This window comes from Peribacillus tepidiphilus, assembly GCF_009466385.1.
Classification (GTDB): Bacteria; Bacillota; Bacilli; order Bacillales; family DSM-1321; genus Bacillus_BN; species Bacillus_BN tepidiphilus.
This window is the reverse complement of the sequence record NZ_WIAQ01000007.1, coordinates 80,348-95,345: the sequence shown is the minus strand read 5'-3', so window position 1 is coordinate 95,345 and position 14,998 is coordinate 80,348. Positions and strand designations below refer to the sequence as shown.

General features: G+C 37.3%; 17 protein-coding genes. 4 read left to right on the top strand and 13 right to left on the bottom strand.

What is annotated here, in order from left to right:
* Positions 1-21: 21 nt before the first annotated feature.
* Positions 22-1,716, bottom strand: coding sequence for a peptide ABC transporter substrate-binding protein (locus tag GD441_RS06495; protein WP_153124929.1), 1,695 nt, complete (start codon positions 1,714-1,716; stop codon positions 22-24).
* Positions 1,717-2,074: 358 nt separating this feature from the next.
* On the opposite strand from GD441_RS06495, the gene GD441_RS06490 reads away from it, so the two are divergent.
* Both GD441_RS06490 and trpS read left to right on the top strand, forming a co-directional pair.
* Positions 2,075-2,434 carry a DUF3899 domain-containing protein gene (locus GD441_RS06490; protein WP_153124927.1) on the top strand — a complete coding sequence of 120 codons (360 nt, stop codon included), beginning with the start codon at positions 2,075-2,077 and terminating at the stop codon, positions 2,432-2,434.
* A gap of 136 nt (positions 2,435-2,570) precedes the next feature.
* Positions 2,571-3,557, top strand: coding sequence for a tryptophan--tRNA ligase (trpS, locus tag GD441_RS06485; RefSeq protein WP_153124925.1), 987 nt, complete (start codon positions 2,571-2,573; stop codon positions 3,555-3,557).
* Between the two features lie 48 nt (positions 3,558-3,605).
* Here the strand turns inward: trpS and GD441_RS06480 are convergent, their stop codons facing one another.
* The 6 genes from GD441_RS06480 to GD441_RS06455 form a co-directional block, all read right to left on the bottom strand.
* Complete coding sequence (locus GD441_RS06480) at positions 3,606-3,746, bottom strand: hypothetical protein (RefSeq protein ID WP_153124923.1); 141 nt, start codon at positions 3,744-3,746, stop codon at positions 3,606-3,608.
* 370 nt (positions 3,747-4,116) lie between these two features.
* Positions 4,117-4,869: a YjbA family protein gene (locus GD441_RS06475; RefSeq protein WP_153124921.1), complete on the bottom strand. Its 753-nt coding sequence runs from the start codon at positions 4,867-4,869 to the stop codon at positions 4,117-4,119.
* A gap of 72 nt (positions 4,870-4,941) precedes the next feature.
* On the bottom strand, positions 4,942-5,223 hold the full coding sequence (locus tag GD441_RS06470; RefSeq protein ID WP_338091699.1) for a YuzI family membrane protein: 282 nt from the start codon (positions 5,221-5,223) through the stop codon (positions 4,942-4,944).
* Positions 5,224-5,556: 333 nt separating this feature from the next.
* Positions 5,557-6,288: a DUF2268 domain-containing putative Zn-dependent protease gene (locus tag GD441_RS06465; RefSeq protein WP_153124919.1), complete on the bottom strand. Its 732-nt coding sequence runs from the start codon at positions 6,286-6,288 to the stop codon at positions 5,557-5,559.
* 230 nt (positions 6,289-6,518) lie between these two features.
* A complete protein-coding gene (gene fabF / locus GD441_RS06460; protein ID WP_153124917.1) occupies positions 6,519-7,760 on the bottom strand; it encodes a beta-ketoacyl-ACP synthase II in 1,242 nt (413 codons plus the stop codon).
* 40 nt (positions 7,761-7,800) lie between these two features.
* Positions 7,801-8,733, bottom strand: a complete 933-nt coding sequence (locus GD441_RS06455) for a beta-ketoacyl-ACP synthase III (RefSeq protein ID WP_153124914.1) — start codon at positions 8,731-8,733, stop codon at positions 7,801-7,803.
* Positions 8,734-8,926: 193 nt separating this feature from the next.
* On the opposite strand from GD441_RS06455, the gene GD441_RS06450 reads away from it, so the two are divergent.
* On the top strand, positions 8,927-9,178 hold the full coding sequence (locus tag GD441_RS06450) for a hypothetical protein (protein WP_153124912.1): 252 nt from the start codon (positions 8,927-8,929) through the stop codon (positions 9,176-9,178).
* A gap of 132 nt (positions 9,179-9,310) precedes the next feature.
* Here GD441_RS06450 and GD441_RS06445 read toward each other — a convergent pair whose 3' ends face one another.
* The 6 genes from GD441_RS06445 to GD441_RS06425 all read right to left on the bottom strand — a co-directional run bounded on the left by GD441_RS06445 (position 9,311) and on the right by GD441_RS06425 (position 14,491).
* Positions 9,311-10,516, bottom strand: coding sequence for a hypothetical protein (locus tag GD441_RS06445; RefSeq protein ID WP_225434153.1), 1,206 nt, complete (start codon positions 10,514-10,516; stop codon positions 9,311-9,313).
* A complete protein-coding gene (locus tag GD441_RS17125; protein ID WP_225434152.1) occupies positions 10,498-11,142 on the bottom strand; it encodes a tetratricopeptide repeat protein in 645 nt (214 codons plus the stop codon). The genes GD441_RS06445 and GD441_RS17125 overlap by 19 nt, the downstream gene beginning before the upstream one ends.
* A gap of 447 nt (positions 11,143-11,589) precedes the next feature.
* Positions 11,590-11,778, bottom strand: a complete 189-nt coding sequence (locus GD441_RS06440; RefSeq protein WP_153124910.1) for a ComZ family protein — start codon at positions 11,776-11,778, stop codon at positions 11,590-11,592.
* An 18-nt stretch (positions 11,779-11,796) separates the two neighbouring features.
* Complete coding sequence (locus tag GD441_RS06435; RefSeq protein WP_153125031.1) at positions 11,797-12,756, bottom strand: BMP family ABC transporter substrate-binding protein; 960 nt, start codon at positions 12,754-12,756, stop codon at positions 11,797-11,799.
* A 136-nt stretch (positions 12,757-12,892) separates the two neighbouring features.
* Entirely contained in the window at positions 12,893-13,705 is an 813-nt protein-coding gene (locus tag GD441_RS06430) for a hypothetical protein (protein WP_153124908.1), read from the bottom strand.
* 57 nt (positions 13,706-13,762) lie between these two features.
* Positions 13,763-14,491 carry a hydrolase gene (locus GD441_RS06425; RefSeq protein ID WP_153124906.1) on the bottom strand — a complete coding sequence of 243 codons (729 nt, stop codon included), beginning with the start codon at positions 14,489-14,491 and terminating at the stop codon, positions 13,763-13,765.
* A gap of 283 nt (positions 14,492-14,774) precedes the next feature.
* On the opposite strand from GD441_RS06425, the gene GD441_RS06420 reads away from it, so the two are divergent.
* Positions 14,775-14,963, top strand: coding sequence for a YjzD family protein (locus tag GD441_RS06420; RefSeq protein ID WP_153124904.1), 189 nt, complete (start codon positions 14,775-14,777; stop codon positions 14,961-14,963).
* Positions 14,964-14,998 lie beyond the last annotated feature (35 nt).

Here is a 14,998-nt window from a genome sequence, read left to right as displayed (position 1 = left end):
TCGGTTATTCGTAAATAGAAATTATTCAGTAATTTCGATCCATTTGAAGCTATAGTCAGCTCCAACGTTGTGGTAAACGAATCCTTTAACCTTCGGTGCAATTAGAAGGTTTGTAGCACGTTGGTAAACAGGTGCGAGACCAGCATCTTCTTCAAGAAGGATTCTTTCTGCTTCTTGTAAAGCTTCCCAACGCTCAGCAGGCTTATCACTTAGCTCACCCATAGCAGCCTTGATCAGCTTATCATATTCTGGGTTAGAGTAGTTCATGCGGTTGCTTCCGCCATTAGTTACCCAAAGGTCAGAGAAGGAGATTGGATCAAGGTAGTCAGCACCCCATCCAGCAAATTGAATGTCATAATCTTGCTTGTTGTCACGTTCTAAACGAACTGTGAACGGTACGCTTTCAAGCTTGATTTTTAATCCTGGAAGATTTGTTTCTAATTGGTTAATCATGTATTCGTCCGTTTTCTTAGCCGCTTCAGTGTCTCCACCAAGGTATCTAATGGTAAGTTCTTTTTTACCAAGCTCTTTTAAACCTTGCTCCCAGTACTTTTTAGCTTCTTCAACATTATAAGTAAGCATATCTCCGTTCTTTTCACGGAAATCTTTGCCATCTAACTTGAATGATTCAGCTGGTACTGCATAGTTTGCAGGAACAGAGCCGTTGTTTAGAATGCTATTTACTAGATCTTCTTTGTTAAATGCCATTGCAATGGCGCGACGAATGTTTTCGTTAGCAAGTGCTTCGTTCTTTTGGTTAAGCTTTAACCAGAATACAGTTGTTTCAAGGTAGCGAAGTAAACGATCGTCTCCCTCATATTGAGGTACGATATCAGAAGAAAGCTTAGGTGTGATATCAGCTTCTCCAGCTTCGAATGCGTTTACAGCCGCTTGAGAGTCTTTAACAACGTTCGTTGTAATTTTTGTTAACTTAACGTTTTCAGCATCCCAGTAATTTTCGTTCTTTTCCATTACCCAGTCAGTGTCAGCTGGACCGTCCCAGTCAGTCATTTTGAATGGCCCAGAAGCAAGTAAGTTCTCTGCGTTGCTAGCGTATTTTCCGCCAGTAGATTCAAAGAATTTTTTGTTGATTGGGTGGAAAGTAGCAAAAGCCATTAAAGATTTGAAGAATGGGATTGGCTTTACTAAAGTGATTTCAAGCGTTTTATCATCAAGTGCTTTAATACCAAGAGTATTTACATCGTAAGGCTTTTTCGCAGCAGCAGCGTCAGTAATTTCTTGTGCTCCTTTAATTTTACCGCCCATTAAGTATGGACCGTATGGAGAAGCAGTTTTCGGATCGATTGCACGTTGCCATGCAAATACGAAATCATGAGCAGTGATTGGATCACCGTTAGACCATTTTGCATCTCTTAACTTGAACGTATAAACCGTTCCGTCTTCACTTACTTGCGGCTCTTCCGCAGCAAGTGCAAGAACTGGCTCTTGGTTTTGGTCGATTCGATACAACCCTTCACTAACTTGGTTTAAGTATAAAAAGCTCGTGGAACCTTCAGCAAGTGAGCTGTCCATTGTTGGAATCTCAGCAGACTCCAATACCTTTAATTCTTGTGGTACACTAGGTGCTTCTTCTTTAGTCGTTCCTTCTTTGCTGCCTTCAGCTTCTTCTTTCTTATTTCCGCCAGAGCAAGCAGCTAGAAACATACTAAGTACTAGTGTAAGAATTAAAAACAAAGAAAATTTAGACTTTTTCAAATTTTACACCCCTTTTATGTATTTAAATATTCTTACAATGTCCATTATACAATTTTTTGATTATTTGTAAATTCATTTTTTTAATAAAATTTACAAAAGTACTATAGAAACCTTATTAATCCAATAAAAATATGTAATATTATGTAATATAGACAAGTATTTTATTTCACTAAAGCATTAATAAGTTTGAGCAGAAAAGGCTTTAAATTAAAATTCCCTAAACATTATTTTTCAGACTTACGCAAAGTTTGTTATCTATTTTTTACCGAATATTGAGCGTCTTTATTCTTATATAATATTCCTCCATAGTATGAGGTTTTGATATACTTGTAATATGACTTAAAAAGGAGTTGTACGAGTGAAAAGAATTGGAATGTATGTCATGACATTATTGATTTTTATTTTGCTTTGTTCTTTAATCCTATATAAAAAAATAACTCTCATATCCTTTATCAATCTTTCGTTTTATGTTTCCAGTCTGCTGATTCTTTTTTCATTATTGGTTTTTGTTATGCAAAAAGGCTTTTTTGACGGAATAAGCTATGGATTCCGCAAACTGTTTAAAAGAAACAATAAAGACCCATTCGGAAGCTATGAGCAAGAGGAGGAAATTCTGCCTTTATCAGAAATGATCCGTATTTCCTTTTCTCCATTGTTGATAAGTGGCCTTATTTTGCTTTTATTAATGCTAATTGGATTATGGATTTATTCCATATGAAAAATAGCTTGTCTAAATAATTTTTTTTATGAAATAATGGAAAAATATCAGACTGTGTCTGAATGAACGTAAAATATATTTTGATAACAATCTAAAAATCTAAATATGAAGCAGTGTTTTGAGGAGTGACTTTTTAATGAAAACGATTTTTTCCGGCATTCAGCCGACCGGCTCAGTAACTTTGGGAAATTATATCGGAGCCATGAAGCAATTTGTGGATTTGCAGCACGATTATAATTGCTATTTCTGTATTGTGGATCAGCATGCCATTACAGTACCGCAAGACAGATTAGAATTACGGAAAAACATAAAAAGCTTAGCTGCTCTTTATCTTGCAATTGGCATTGATCCTGAAAAAGCGACCATTTTTATTCAATCAGAGGTTCCGGCACATGCTCAAGCAGGCTGGATGATGCAATGTGTCTCTTATATCGGAGAATTAGAAAGAATGACACAGTTTAAGGATAAATCTGCCGGACGTGAAGCCGTTTCATCCGGATTGCTTACTTATCCTCCATTAATGGCAGCCGATATTCTTCTATATAAGACTGACCTTGTCCCTGTTGGAGAGGATCAAAAGCAGCATATCGAATTAACAAGAGATTTAGCGGAACGTTTCAATAAAAAATACAATGACATTTTCACAATCCCTGAAATCCGGACACCAGAAATCGGAGCACGTATCATGTCTCTACAAGAGCCGACAAAGAAAATGAGTAAATCAGATTCGAACAAAAAGTCGTTCATTACTCTTCTTGACGATCCAAAACAAATTGAAAAGAAAATCAAGAGCGCTGTAACCGATTCAGAAGGGATCGTGAAATACGATAAAGAAAACAAACCAGGGATTTCGAATTTGCTATCGATTTATTCGATTTTCACAGGTAAGAGCATTGAAGAATTAGAAAAGCAATATGAAGGCAAAGGCTATGGAGAATTCAAAAGTGACTTAGCCGAAGTCGTCATCAACGAAATCGTTCCAATCCAAGAAAAATATTATCAATTGATAGACTCTCCTGAACTTGATGAAATTCTGGATCGAGGAGCAGAAAAAGCAAACCGCGAAGCGAATAAAATGCTTAAGAAAATGATGAATGCTATGGGATTAGGTAGAAAAAAATAAGATTCAAAAAGAGGGGCCCAAAATTGCAGCTGCTGGGCACCCTCTTTTTTATTTCTTGAAAGTCTTCTCGTTTTTTGGCGAATAACCGATATTTTTTTGATTTTGACCGATATATCCAAATGACAACCGATATTTTGCTCCGGACGACCGATATTTTGAGATGCCATCCGAAATTCTTGCTCTCCACAAGCTCTAATTCTTTTGATTTAAGCGGAAATTTTGTTGATTTCAGCGTTCAGTGCTTTGATTTAAATGTTCATCGCTTTGATTTAAGCGTTCATCCCTTTGATTTAAGCAAAAATACCCTCGATTCAAGCGAAAACCCTGGTGATTTAAGAGAAACCTTTTTCACGGTCTGCCTACTCCCAATATTTTGGTCAAACCGAACGATTTTTGGCTAAACCGATTGTTCTATTGGTTAGACCGACCGATATATTACTCAGACCGATCGATCTCCTATAAAAACTGGCCAATCAATTCTAATAGGATAGGATAGAGAAAAGGGGCACCCATAAGCTTATTGGGAGCCCCAGTTTTTCCACTATCAAAGAGAAATCCCCTATAGCATAGAAGGCCTGTCCCCAACTTCCATTTCCCACAGCTTTTCAAAAAAAGGCTGTCCTTTTATAAGATTTTCACATAATTGAAGGTGCTTGCTTGTCCAACCTTTATTTATTTCTTCAAATAATTCTTTCCAAGCCTCTTCAAATTCTAAGCTTTGAATATAGTGATATTTACTTGGTGACCATTCCGTATACCAATATCTAATTTCTGCGGTATTTTTTGATGTGTAGAGCTGATCCAGCGCCATGAATAATAGCTGTTTTAGCTGCCGCTCTTTTCTCGTCAATCCTTTCATTAATGCAGGAGAAGGAGATAGTATGTGATATTCCTTTTCATACCCATGATGAATCCATTCATATTCCTGTACTGGATGATTTTCTACCATTTCATAAACAAGCTGTTCTTGTCTTGGAATAAGCCTGCTTTTTCTAATTGGAATTGTATAGCCAATTGTATCGACAGCCAGGATACCGAAACCGTCCGTTACAAGGAAACAGTAATCCAACTGTATACGTTCATGATTTTTACGTAAAAAAGCTTTTTGATGAACATCATCGAGTAATGATTGAGGTAACTCAGATAAATCGTTTTCGATATAATGATATAAGGGAGAAGTTACTTTAATTAAAGGTACCTGGTCTAATAGCTCAATCCCATCTTCTTTTCTCCATTCATGAAAATGGCAGATATTATAACTGTTCTCTTCACCTTCAAACCAATTCACCCAAACATCATGGAGATATAGCATTTTTACCCCTCGCTATCATGTAATCTATTTGTCCATAAGTATAGGCAGAGGCAGCTAAAATTATTCCTTATTCTACAATTGCTTGTAATCATTTTTGTTTTTGGTGGAAAATGGTCCCGAAAAATAAATACTGGCAACCATCATGACCAGTCCAATGGGGAGTAAATAAAATTCTGGTCTTCGTACTAAAAAATATAGATAATCTATGTAGTTGTGGCCGGTTGACAAAAGATTCAAATAAGAAATGCTGCTTACACTACCTGAAACTGCCAACCCAAAGCCTGTCAGCAAAGAAAAGAATCTAAATAGCATTTCGATGAACATTCCGAAAACCTCATTCCATTTGTTCGACATACATGGAATTCCCTCTCTTCCCCTTCTTTCTACATATATATGAAAAAATGTTGGGAATATGTACAAGCTATTAAGCGTTGATATTGATGCTTAGGTACATCCACTTTCCATGTTACAAATAAACAAAAGATAAACAAAACTAAAAAAAAACGGCTGTCTAGTAATCGACAACCAATCATATGAATCCATGATTTTTCAATTTCTTTGCTTTGACGGTCTTCAGCTCTGTTATCGACTTTCCACCAACAAGATTCCGGGCCTTCCATGAACTTGTTCCTCGATTGCTAGCACTTTCAAACCGTCTAATAAGTGCAAAATATCTTAGTCTTCAATCTATTGTTCTGATAAAAATTCTTCTAGAAATTTTAATGAAGGAATTGTAAAAGAAGCTTTTGAAGAAAAATGTTTGTTTTTGTAGAATTTCTCAACTAAATAGAATCCAAAACAATAGCCCAGCATTCTTGGTATACCTGTTGCTCCAAACATAATTGAATCGTGTTGATGATCTTTCCTCGTAGACTGCAAATCATCTTGAATATACTTCTTCCAGTAGGCCAGTAATTGGTTTTCACTGTACATTTTTGTCCACCTGGCTAAATTTTTTTCTCCCACTTGATCTTTTACTGTGTATTCCGCTAGTCCTTCCATAATCATACTATCGAGCAATGTAAAATCAAGGGCTGTTTTCTTTTGGGCATTGATCCTGCAAATATGGTGGTATTCATGAACAAAAAGAGCCTCTAATTCTTCTTTTTCCAGATAGGGTGACAAAAACAATAACATCTTATCCTTAAAGGCTATTCCTGACTTTGAATAACCTCTTGAAAACAAATTTCCTTGTTGAATGGGAAAAATGTAAATGGGCACATCTGGTCCATCCCAAAGTTTAGAATATTTTCGGTTCAACTCTTCTACAGCTGACCATGCATCAAGCTTTTCCAGCTTTTTCACTTGGTCTAAAGCTCTATTCCCAGATTTGAACATACCTTGTTTTTGTAAAAATTCATGTAGCTTTATAATGTCTTTTTCATCAAATGCTTTGCTAAGCTTTTTTGCGATCTCCATCGTATTATTATAATGCTCTTCTACCCAACTCTTCGTGTTGATTACCCCATGTCCTCACCATTTCTTTTCTTTTTTTCACAATTGTCGTGTGCCATATTTTATGCAAAATGTGAAGAAGAGGAACCAGTAGTACTCTATACAATGAATGCATCTGCTCAGAAAGCTTGTCCTATCAAAAAGAACTTTTTCGACAGAATACATAATAAAAAGAGCCGGATTACCGACTCTTTTTAATTGTTATATTTCTTAAAAACGATTGTCGCGTTATGTCCACCAAAGCCAAGCGAGTTGCTTATAGCCGCATTTACTTGCTCCTTGCGTGAAGCATTCGCCACATAATCAAGATCGCAATCTGGATCTGGTGTTTCAAGGTTCATGGTTGGTGGCAAGACATTTTCTTTTACGGCTAAAATGGTAAAAATTGCTTCTACTCCGCCAGCTGCGCCTAGCAAATGTCCGGTCATGGATTTCGTTGAGCTTACCGCAAGCTTATAGGCATGATCACCGAATACTTCTTTAATCGCCATCGTTTCAAATTTATCATTATATGGCGTACTTGTACCGTGCGCGTTGATATAATGAATATCTTCCGGTTTCAAGCCAGCATCGTTCAAAGCCATCTTCATGGCACGCGCACCGCCTTCTCCTCCAGGCGATGGAGCAGTAATGTGATACGCATCTCCTGTTGCCCCGTACCCTACGATTTCTGCATAAATCTTGGCGCCGCGTCCTAAAGCGTGCTCTAGTTCCTCAAGTACAACGATTCCAGCTCCTTCACCAATGACAAAGCCATCTCGATTTGCGTCAAACGGCCGGCTAGCAGTCGCAGGGTCTGGATTGGTGGACAATGCCGTGTTCGCACAAAAGCCTGCAACTGACATTTTTGTAATCGGTGCCTCTGCCCCACCAGTGATCATGACATCTGCGTCTCCGCGCTGAATGACTTTAAAAGCATCACCAATTGAATTGGTTCCTGTTGCACATGCCGTTACGGTACAAGAGTTAAAGCCTTTCGCTCCTAGTGTAATAGAAACTTGACCTGTAGCCATATCAGGAATCATCATTGGAACAAAGAAAGGACTAACGCGACGATAGCCGCGATTTAAAAACGTTTCATATTGGCTCTCAAACGTCTCCATTCCTCCGATTCCAGATCCAATCCACACACCGACTCTCGTTGCGTTTTCTTCCGTAATCTCTAAGTTAGCATCCTTCACTGCCATAAGGGAAGCCGCAACTGCATAATGAGTGAAGCGATCCATTTTTCTCGCTTCTTTTTTATCAATGAACTCTTCAATAGTAAAGTCTTTTACTTCGGCAGCAACCTTTGCTGGATATTCATCAGCATTTAATCTTGTTAAAGGACCGATTCCGGAAATTCCTTTTAAGATGTTTTCCCATGCAGTTGTAACATCATTCCCAACTGGTGTAACAGCTCCTAAACCAGTTACAACAACTCTGCGTTTCATGATTTTTCACATCTCCTTATTCGTAAAAAGTTTGGCCTCTTCATTATCTGCCCCAACGTAGAGCAATCGCACCCCAGGTTAATCCTCCACCAAAGCCAACCATCACAATCAAATCTCCGTCCTTAATTTTTCCTGCCTTTAATTCTTCTACAATCGAAATTGGAATCGAAGCTGCAGAAGTATTTCCATATTTATGGATCGTTTTGGACATTTTTTCAATAGGAAGCTCCAAACGCTCCCTTGCCGCTTCCATAATTCGTACGTTTGCTTGGTGAGGAATGAGGAAATCAACGTCAGATTTAGATAATCCAGCTTTTTCAAGGACATTTATACAAGATTCACCCATTTGACGGACAGCAAATTTGAAAACTTCTCTTCCATTCATTGAAATATATTCGTCTTGATACAAATATTTTCCTCCGCTGCCATCAGCACCTAGTTCAAAAGAAATAATCCCTTTACCTTCAGAAACAGGTCCTATGACTACGGCACCTGCTCCATCTCCGAATAGAACGGCCGTATTGCGGTCTTTCCAGTCCATTATTTTGGATAGTTTTTCAGCACCTACTACCAACACATTTTTATACGAACCAGATTGAACAAATTGTCCTGCTGTAATAATACCATACATAAAGCCAGAACAAGCAGCACTGATATCCATCGCTGCGGCTTTTCTTGCACCAAGTCGCTCTTGGATGATGCATGCGACAGAAGGGAATGGACGATCCGGTGTGACGGTAGCCACCAAAATGAGATCTAAATCCTCCGCCGTAATATTTGCATCCTCTAGCGCTTTAACTGCTGCTTCATATGCCATATCAGATGTATTAATCTTTTCATCAGCAATTCTTCTTTCTTCAATGCCTGTTCTAGTACGAATCCATTCATCTGATGTATCCATCATTTTCTCAAGATCATGATTCGTTAAGATCTTTTCGGGTAAGTACCGGCCAATTCCAATTATTCCAGCATTCATATGAGTAGCCCCTTTACATGATTAATCATTAACAAAAATTAATATCAATTATTATGACTTGGTACTAATTTTATCCGAATCAAGTGTAAATTTCAATAGACTTTCAACTTATCGGTCAAAAGTCCAAGCCGCCAAAGGCTGTCCTTTCATATATATTACAGTAGGTTTAGTAACTGAATAAGGAGGTTTATACATGCCTTTTTTTGACCCTAAAAAACCGCTCAGAAGCGATGAACACTTTTCAAAATTAATGTTTAAGCAAAAAGGAGGATCGTTCTCATCCGTTTCAGAAAATCAAACAGAAGAAAAAGCTTCACATGCTGATTTTGATTTATACGAAATCATGAATCATGTAGATGTATTGATGAGTGCATATTCACAATTGAAGCCACTTATGAGGAATATTACTCCTTTAGTTGAAGCATTTAAAAAAGGGAAGAATTGATATGAATCATATAGAAAACCCGCCGATTGATGAGCCTTGCAAAGGCAAAGACAGAGGTGTAGTTTCGGAAAGTTTTATGCTTTCCCATCTGTCAAAAATAAAACAGAGGGAACGTTCCCTCTGTTTTTCTATTTAGTCCTCCAAGTAAACAAGGGGCTGATTTTTGATTTCTTTCGTTGCACCTATCATCCATTCGTACTGTCTCAGGCGAAGTTCAAATAAGGATAGCTGTTCTTGGTACTGTTCACGGTTAATGCTCATGTCATCAAGCTGCTGCTGGTGATCTTGAATAGCGAGATGCGCTTCTTCCACCAGAGCTTTTAGCTCATTATTAGGCCCGCTGAAGAATAATAGGATATCACGTTCGATCGCTTTTTCGAACAATTCGAATTGAAGAAGAAGTTTGGATGTAACAGAATTCGTTGTTTCTTCATAGTCTTCTGTTGCAATGAATTTCTTATATTGGTTATAAAGAATGTTTTTGTTTTGTGGAATAGCGCTGAAGAGCTTTCCTGCACTCTTTAATAGGAATTGTGAAGGTGTAAAACGAAGCAAAATATTTTCCCGTTCCATTTGAATTCCAGCCGTCATTCTGTTAATATCTCGGCTCCAATCATCTAAAATCCTAAAGTCGCATTCTAGCTTCAGCTTTTCCTCGCCATATAAAAGATTAAAACTTTCAGCCATTTCATCCAACGTCCCTTTACTTTGCATCAATTCTTCCTTCGAATCAGCAAGCCATTCTTGAAGCAAACGGTAAAAGCGAGGCAAAATGGAATCTTGAACATACCTTTGAATTCTCCTGTTCATTTCCTCGTTTAATTCTAGATGCAGTGTTTTAAAGTTGCTATCTTCATGGATCAGTGAAGAGCAATCCTTTAACAGCTGAGGAATATTTTTTCTTAAGTCCACTGCAATCTCTTCTTTACGAGAGTAAAAACGATTTTGGAGGACACGGATTTTTTCTTTCCTAAGGTGATCCACTTGATGGATAGCCTCGTCAAGTTTTATCAGCATTTGTTCATTCCAGTTGATCGTTTCTTTAAAACCTTCCTCCATTTGTACCAATTTCTCCAAAAGATCATGAATCGTTTTTCTAATAATGAACAGTAATTTTTCTGTCCTTTCATCAGACAAATTGATTCTCGATGTTATAGATGAGAAAAATTTAGAGATCTGTTGTTTTTGGTGGATATTTTCATATTTTGAAGAAATAGATAGGACTTTAGCATCTGGCACTATTTCAAGTATTCTTGTGTAGGCATCGTCAACGATCCTTTTTACTTCTTGTTTATTATAAATCGTATCTAGCTTCGTAATCACAAAATGAATTGGCATGTTACTAGCAAGCTATTTGAAAAATAATCCGGATGTATAGCTTGAGAATAGCCTTTTTCTATATAGCCAATTAAGGTATCAAACCATTCGATAGACCCAGTACGGATTCCTTCTTCTATTGCAAGCTCAATCGCATTGGCCCAGTCTTCCCTTTCTTCAAAAAAGCGCTTTGCAATTCCTGTCACATTTTCATAATCTGGATTTAATGAAACAGCTTTTTTAATATACTTAATTGCCAATTCCTGTTTATCTGTTTCGATAAAGATTGAGAAAAGCTGAAGGGCGATCTCCGTTTGCAGGACAAGATTGTCTGTTTGAATGGATTTATATGTATCAATAGCTGTTTGCAATAACCCAAGCTCATAGTAGGCATCTCCCACATTCTTTTTTGCCCAAGGTTCCAGCTCATTTGAGATATGTTCCCACTTAAAAATCGCCGCTTCATAATCCTTGTTATGAAAATACACTTCACCCTGTGCAAAACGGATATAAGATAGATCAGCCACATCCTTCCCGTTTTCTTCCATGAACAGGTCCCCAAGTACTTTGATAGGATGACCTGTTCTTTCCTCAGATAAATACGTTTCAAAAAATGTCTTTTTACTCCATTGATTTTCTGCTGTCATTTTTGTTCCCCTCTATTGATGTACATATTGATCGATTGATTAAGTCCTAACAATGAATGCCTATTAGCAGCATTCATCTGGACTTTCGATTTTTTCTATCTTAGTATTCTAGCAAAGATCCTATTGCAATCATTTTTCAAAAGGCTATCAATTTTGATACAAGATTATGAGGGTTTTGTAATATTTTTAACATATGTAAGGTAGAGAAATTCATAAGAAAAGGCTGTCCCAGCGATATTTTGTCTGGGACAGCCTCTCATTTACCCCGCATTTACGGGCAGTAAGACTTTTATTCAAGACTTAGAGAAATTGATGAAGTACTATGTGGATGTCAACTGCCCGTAAAAGACCGCCACGTCGTGTGGCAACGTCTGTGTGACCCACATCCTGTGGGCCTCAGGCTAATCAGTGGGGGTGAAAAAATCCCCCACTGATGGAAGTTTCACTTTACTTCTCTTCTAATGCATCTTTACGCCCTAGTTCGTATGCTTCTTGCATAACTTTTGTAAATAACTCCATAAAAGCAGGAAGGATTTCCATGGAGATTTCAATACCTGCTTCATCTAATTTCGCTTTCGCTTCAGGAAAGTATTTCATCGCGATTGCCATAAATTCAAGATTTTTTTCTTGTGACATCAATCATCCCTCCTCTATTCATTCGTTTGGTAATTTCCCTGTTTTAATGTACCTTTGGATATGCTGGTCCATTTTTTTCTGAAATTTCTTTTCGACTAATGGACTGTATTTTCCCATTGTGATTACATGTTCTTGAAAGTCAAATACTAGATTACCAGATTGAAGTTTTCCATCGTTGTATAATTCAGCCGCATGTTCGTACAAACGATCAACATGCTGAATCGTACTCGTCAAAACAGTTGTTTCCCCAAGGTCAGATTGGTCGGAAACATAGCCGATCACATAACAGCCTTTTTCCTTTATTCTTTCAATGACAGGAACATTGAATCCATCTCCTGCAGGATAATACACATCAACTCCAGATGCAAGCATCGGCTCCAAAAGCGCAAGAGCCTTTTCCTCATTATCCCAATCATTCACATAAGAAACCTTTACTTTGACATGCTTGTTTTGATAAGTGGCCCCTTCCATAAATCCTTTGACTTCGGGCTGCCAATCATGAGCAGCAATTATGCCTACTGTATTGCTTTTAGTCATTTCTGCTGCCACCATACCACCAAAAAAACCCATCGCATAACCGTCAAAGTTTAAACTCGTTGTATTCTTCTTCTTAGCATCGCCATTGAAGCTTACAAAATGAATGGAGGGATACTCATCTGCCAAGTGATTAAAAAATTCCGCATACTCATTCCCATGTCCGATAATTAAATTAACACCTTTGTGGTGGAACTCCTTAACAGCTCTTTTTACTAGGGCCTCCGAATTCATTCCTTCTTTATAGTACACGTCAATTTCAAATTTGGATTGGATATTTAATAACCCCTTGTACCCTTTTGTTCCCCAAACCTGATCATTTACGGTCTCCGGAATTAGAAGACCTACCTTTTCCAGTTGCCCCTTTTTCACATTGTAATCACAGCCGGAAAGAAGAAAAAGAAAAGTCAAAAGGATCATGAATGATTTTTTCTTGTTCTGCATGTACATGTAAGTAAAGCAGTCCCCTTCCTTCTTCTCTCATAAAGAGAAACTGATACAAAACAACTGAATGAGCTATTTTACAGCCTATTTAGTCTATTTTATTCTACTGGTTTGAAAAAAAAATGAAAAGAGAATTTTACCTCCGCTTCCATTCACCAATGGTAGAAAGGTACTTGTTGTGCTTTATTTGGTTGTCTAATCCAGCTGCAGGTGGCGTGGCGTTAGATAATATCCAAAGTCTTTCGTATCTTGGCTGATTGTCGAGATAATGAATTTGGGGCAAGTGGTCTGTATCATTTTCAAAGATCAGCTTAACATATTCAACAAGCTGATGATCTTGAGGAGGTTTTACATACAATATTTTGTCGTTTACTTTTTGCAGCTTTTCCCAATCTTTGATTAGATCATCCACAAAAACCGCATCACTGTTCATAAATGTCCTAGATGGAAAGTCTTGAGGTTGATGCTTCATAAAGAGTAGCTTTTGAAAGTAATCCTCTTTCCTTTGCCATGATCCTAAAATAGTCGGAGTTAAAATAATTGTAAGATTTGACAAATCCTGTTGGAGCCTGCTAACCCATTCTTGGCGTTCCTGCATTTGTATAGGGACAAAACAAAAAAACCTGGATGAACTAAAACACTTTGTCTGCTCTATAAGTCTTTCATAGGATGCGTTTTCTAATTTATATTCTTGTGAATCAATGCTCAAAAAATCATGAAAAGGAATGCATACAGTGGCATTTTCTATAGAAAGGGGTGGCAAATCATCTAAGTTCCTAAAGATGAAGTTTGCATTTCTGCCGAAAGAATACCTTTTCTCCTCTTGTTCTTCAAGGAATTCATCGCTCAGCCAATCCATGCCTACTACATCTTCTCCTTTTTCTAATAGGTACTTACAAAGATGAATCCCTATAAATCTATAGCAGCCAAGAATTACTGTTTTACCCATACGACACCTCCTTTGTTAGTATCGTATGCTTCAAATTATAGGATTATCATGGTTTACTTATAAATCATTTTCAAATTGTTGAAAAAATTTAATGGTTTGAAAAGGTATTTTATATCTTTTTTCTCCAAGAAGATACTCTACATCAATGATTGCATTCCTTTCTTGGGCTTTCTTCTCCATGAGCTTATACAGACATGATTGATCATCTTCTACACTGCCAATGACATGAAAGATTTTCAATGGAACCTCATAGGACCAATCAAAGTCTTCAGACGATATCAGGGATCGTTCCAATTCTTCAGGAGTTGTTTCATGTGCTTCACAAATTTCTGAAAGGATTTTTTTATAATAGAATTTATGTTCCTTTTCCTGTTGAATTCTCATTTTTAAAGACAAGCAAGGGTTGACTAACACCACAGACCTGACTTTCTCTCTAAAACCCTTAATGATTTGAAGAGCAAGCAGCGCACCCTTTCCTTCAGCGAAAATATGGATTTTTTCGTTCAGTACTTCACTTTTCATGACAATAAAATATAACCGTTTTGCCAGAGAAATCGCTTTATCATTTCCCCAATTTTCCCCGTAAAAATTGGAAGAAAAAATGGTGTAACCTGCATGTCTCATTGCATTAAGAATCGTAAGCCTACCGGGATGCTCTAACCAAAAGCTACTATTTTCGTCCACAAAATGCTGATGATCACCAATAATTAGGACAGAAAAGCCACTTGGTTTATCGGGATAATAGACGATATTCCACTCCCCGTCCATTTGAAATGTACGTTGCATCGCTTTCTGCCTCCTTTTGCTTCCATAATCCTTAATTAATGTATGTGTTATGATCAATAGCGAATGGGGATTTGTCCTTTCCATTAAAAAAATCTGTGCATTGATTGAATTTTGTTCGGTTATGCTTTTAATACAGAACATCATCGACCTATTTTTTATAATTTTACTTTCTTTATTCTATCAAAGGGAATCGAAAGGTCATGAATGTTTTGAAAAAAGACATTTTCTAGCAGAGGGTAATATGGTAATATTAAAAATGATTGTGAATTAAAGAGGTGAGATAATGAGATATATTATGACCATCTTTTGGACGTTCTTATTGGTGAATATGCTTACATACGTTGTGAGTTCAATGATTGGAGTCCATTATTCTTTTTCTACAGGCTCTACCCTTGCGATCATAGCAGCGATCTTAATTTTTGTAGTAGCATCACTAATTCCTGATGAGCCAGTGGAGCATGCTCATCACTAAAAAGCATTAAGTATAAAATAACTCGCCGCTTAAGT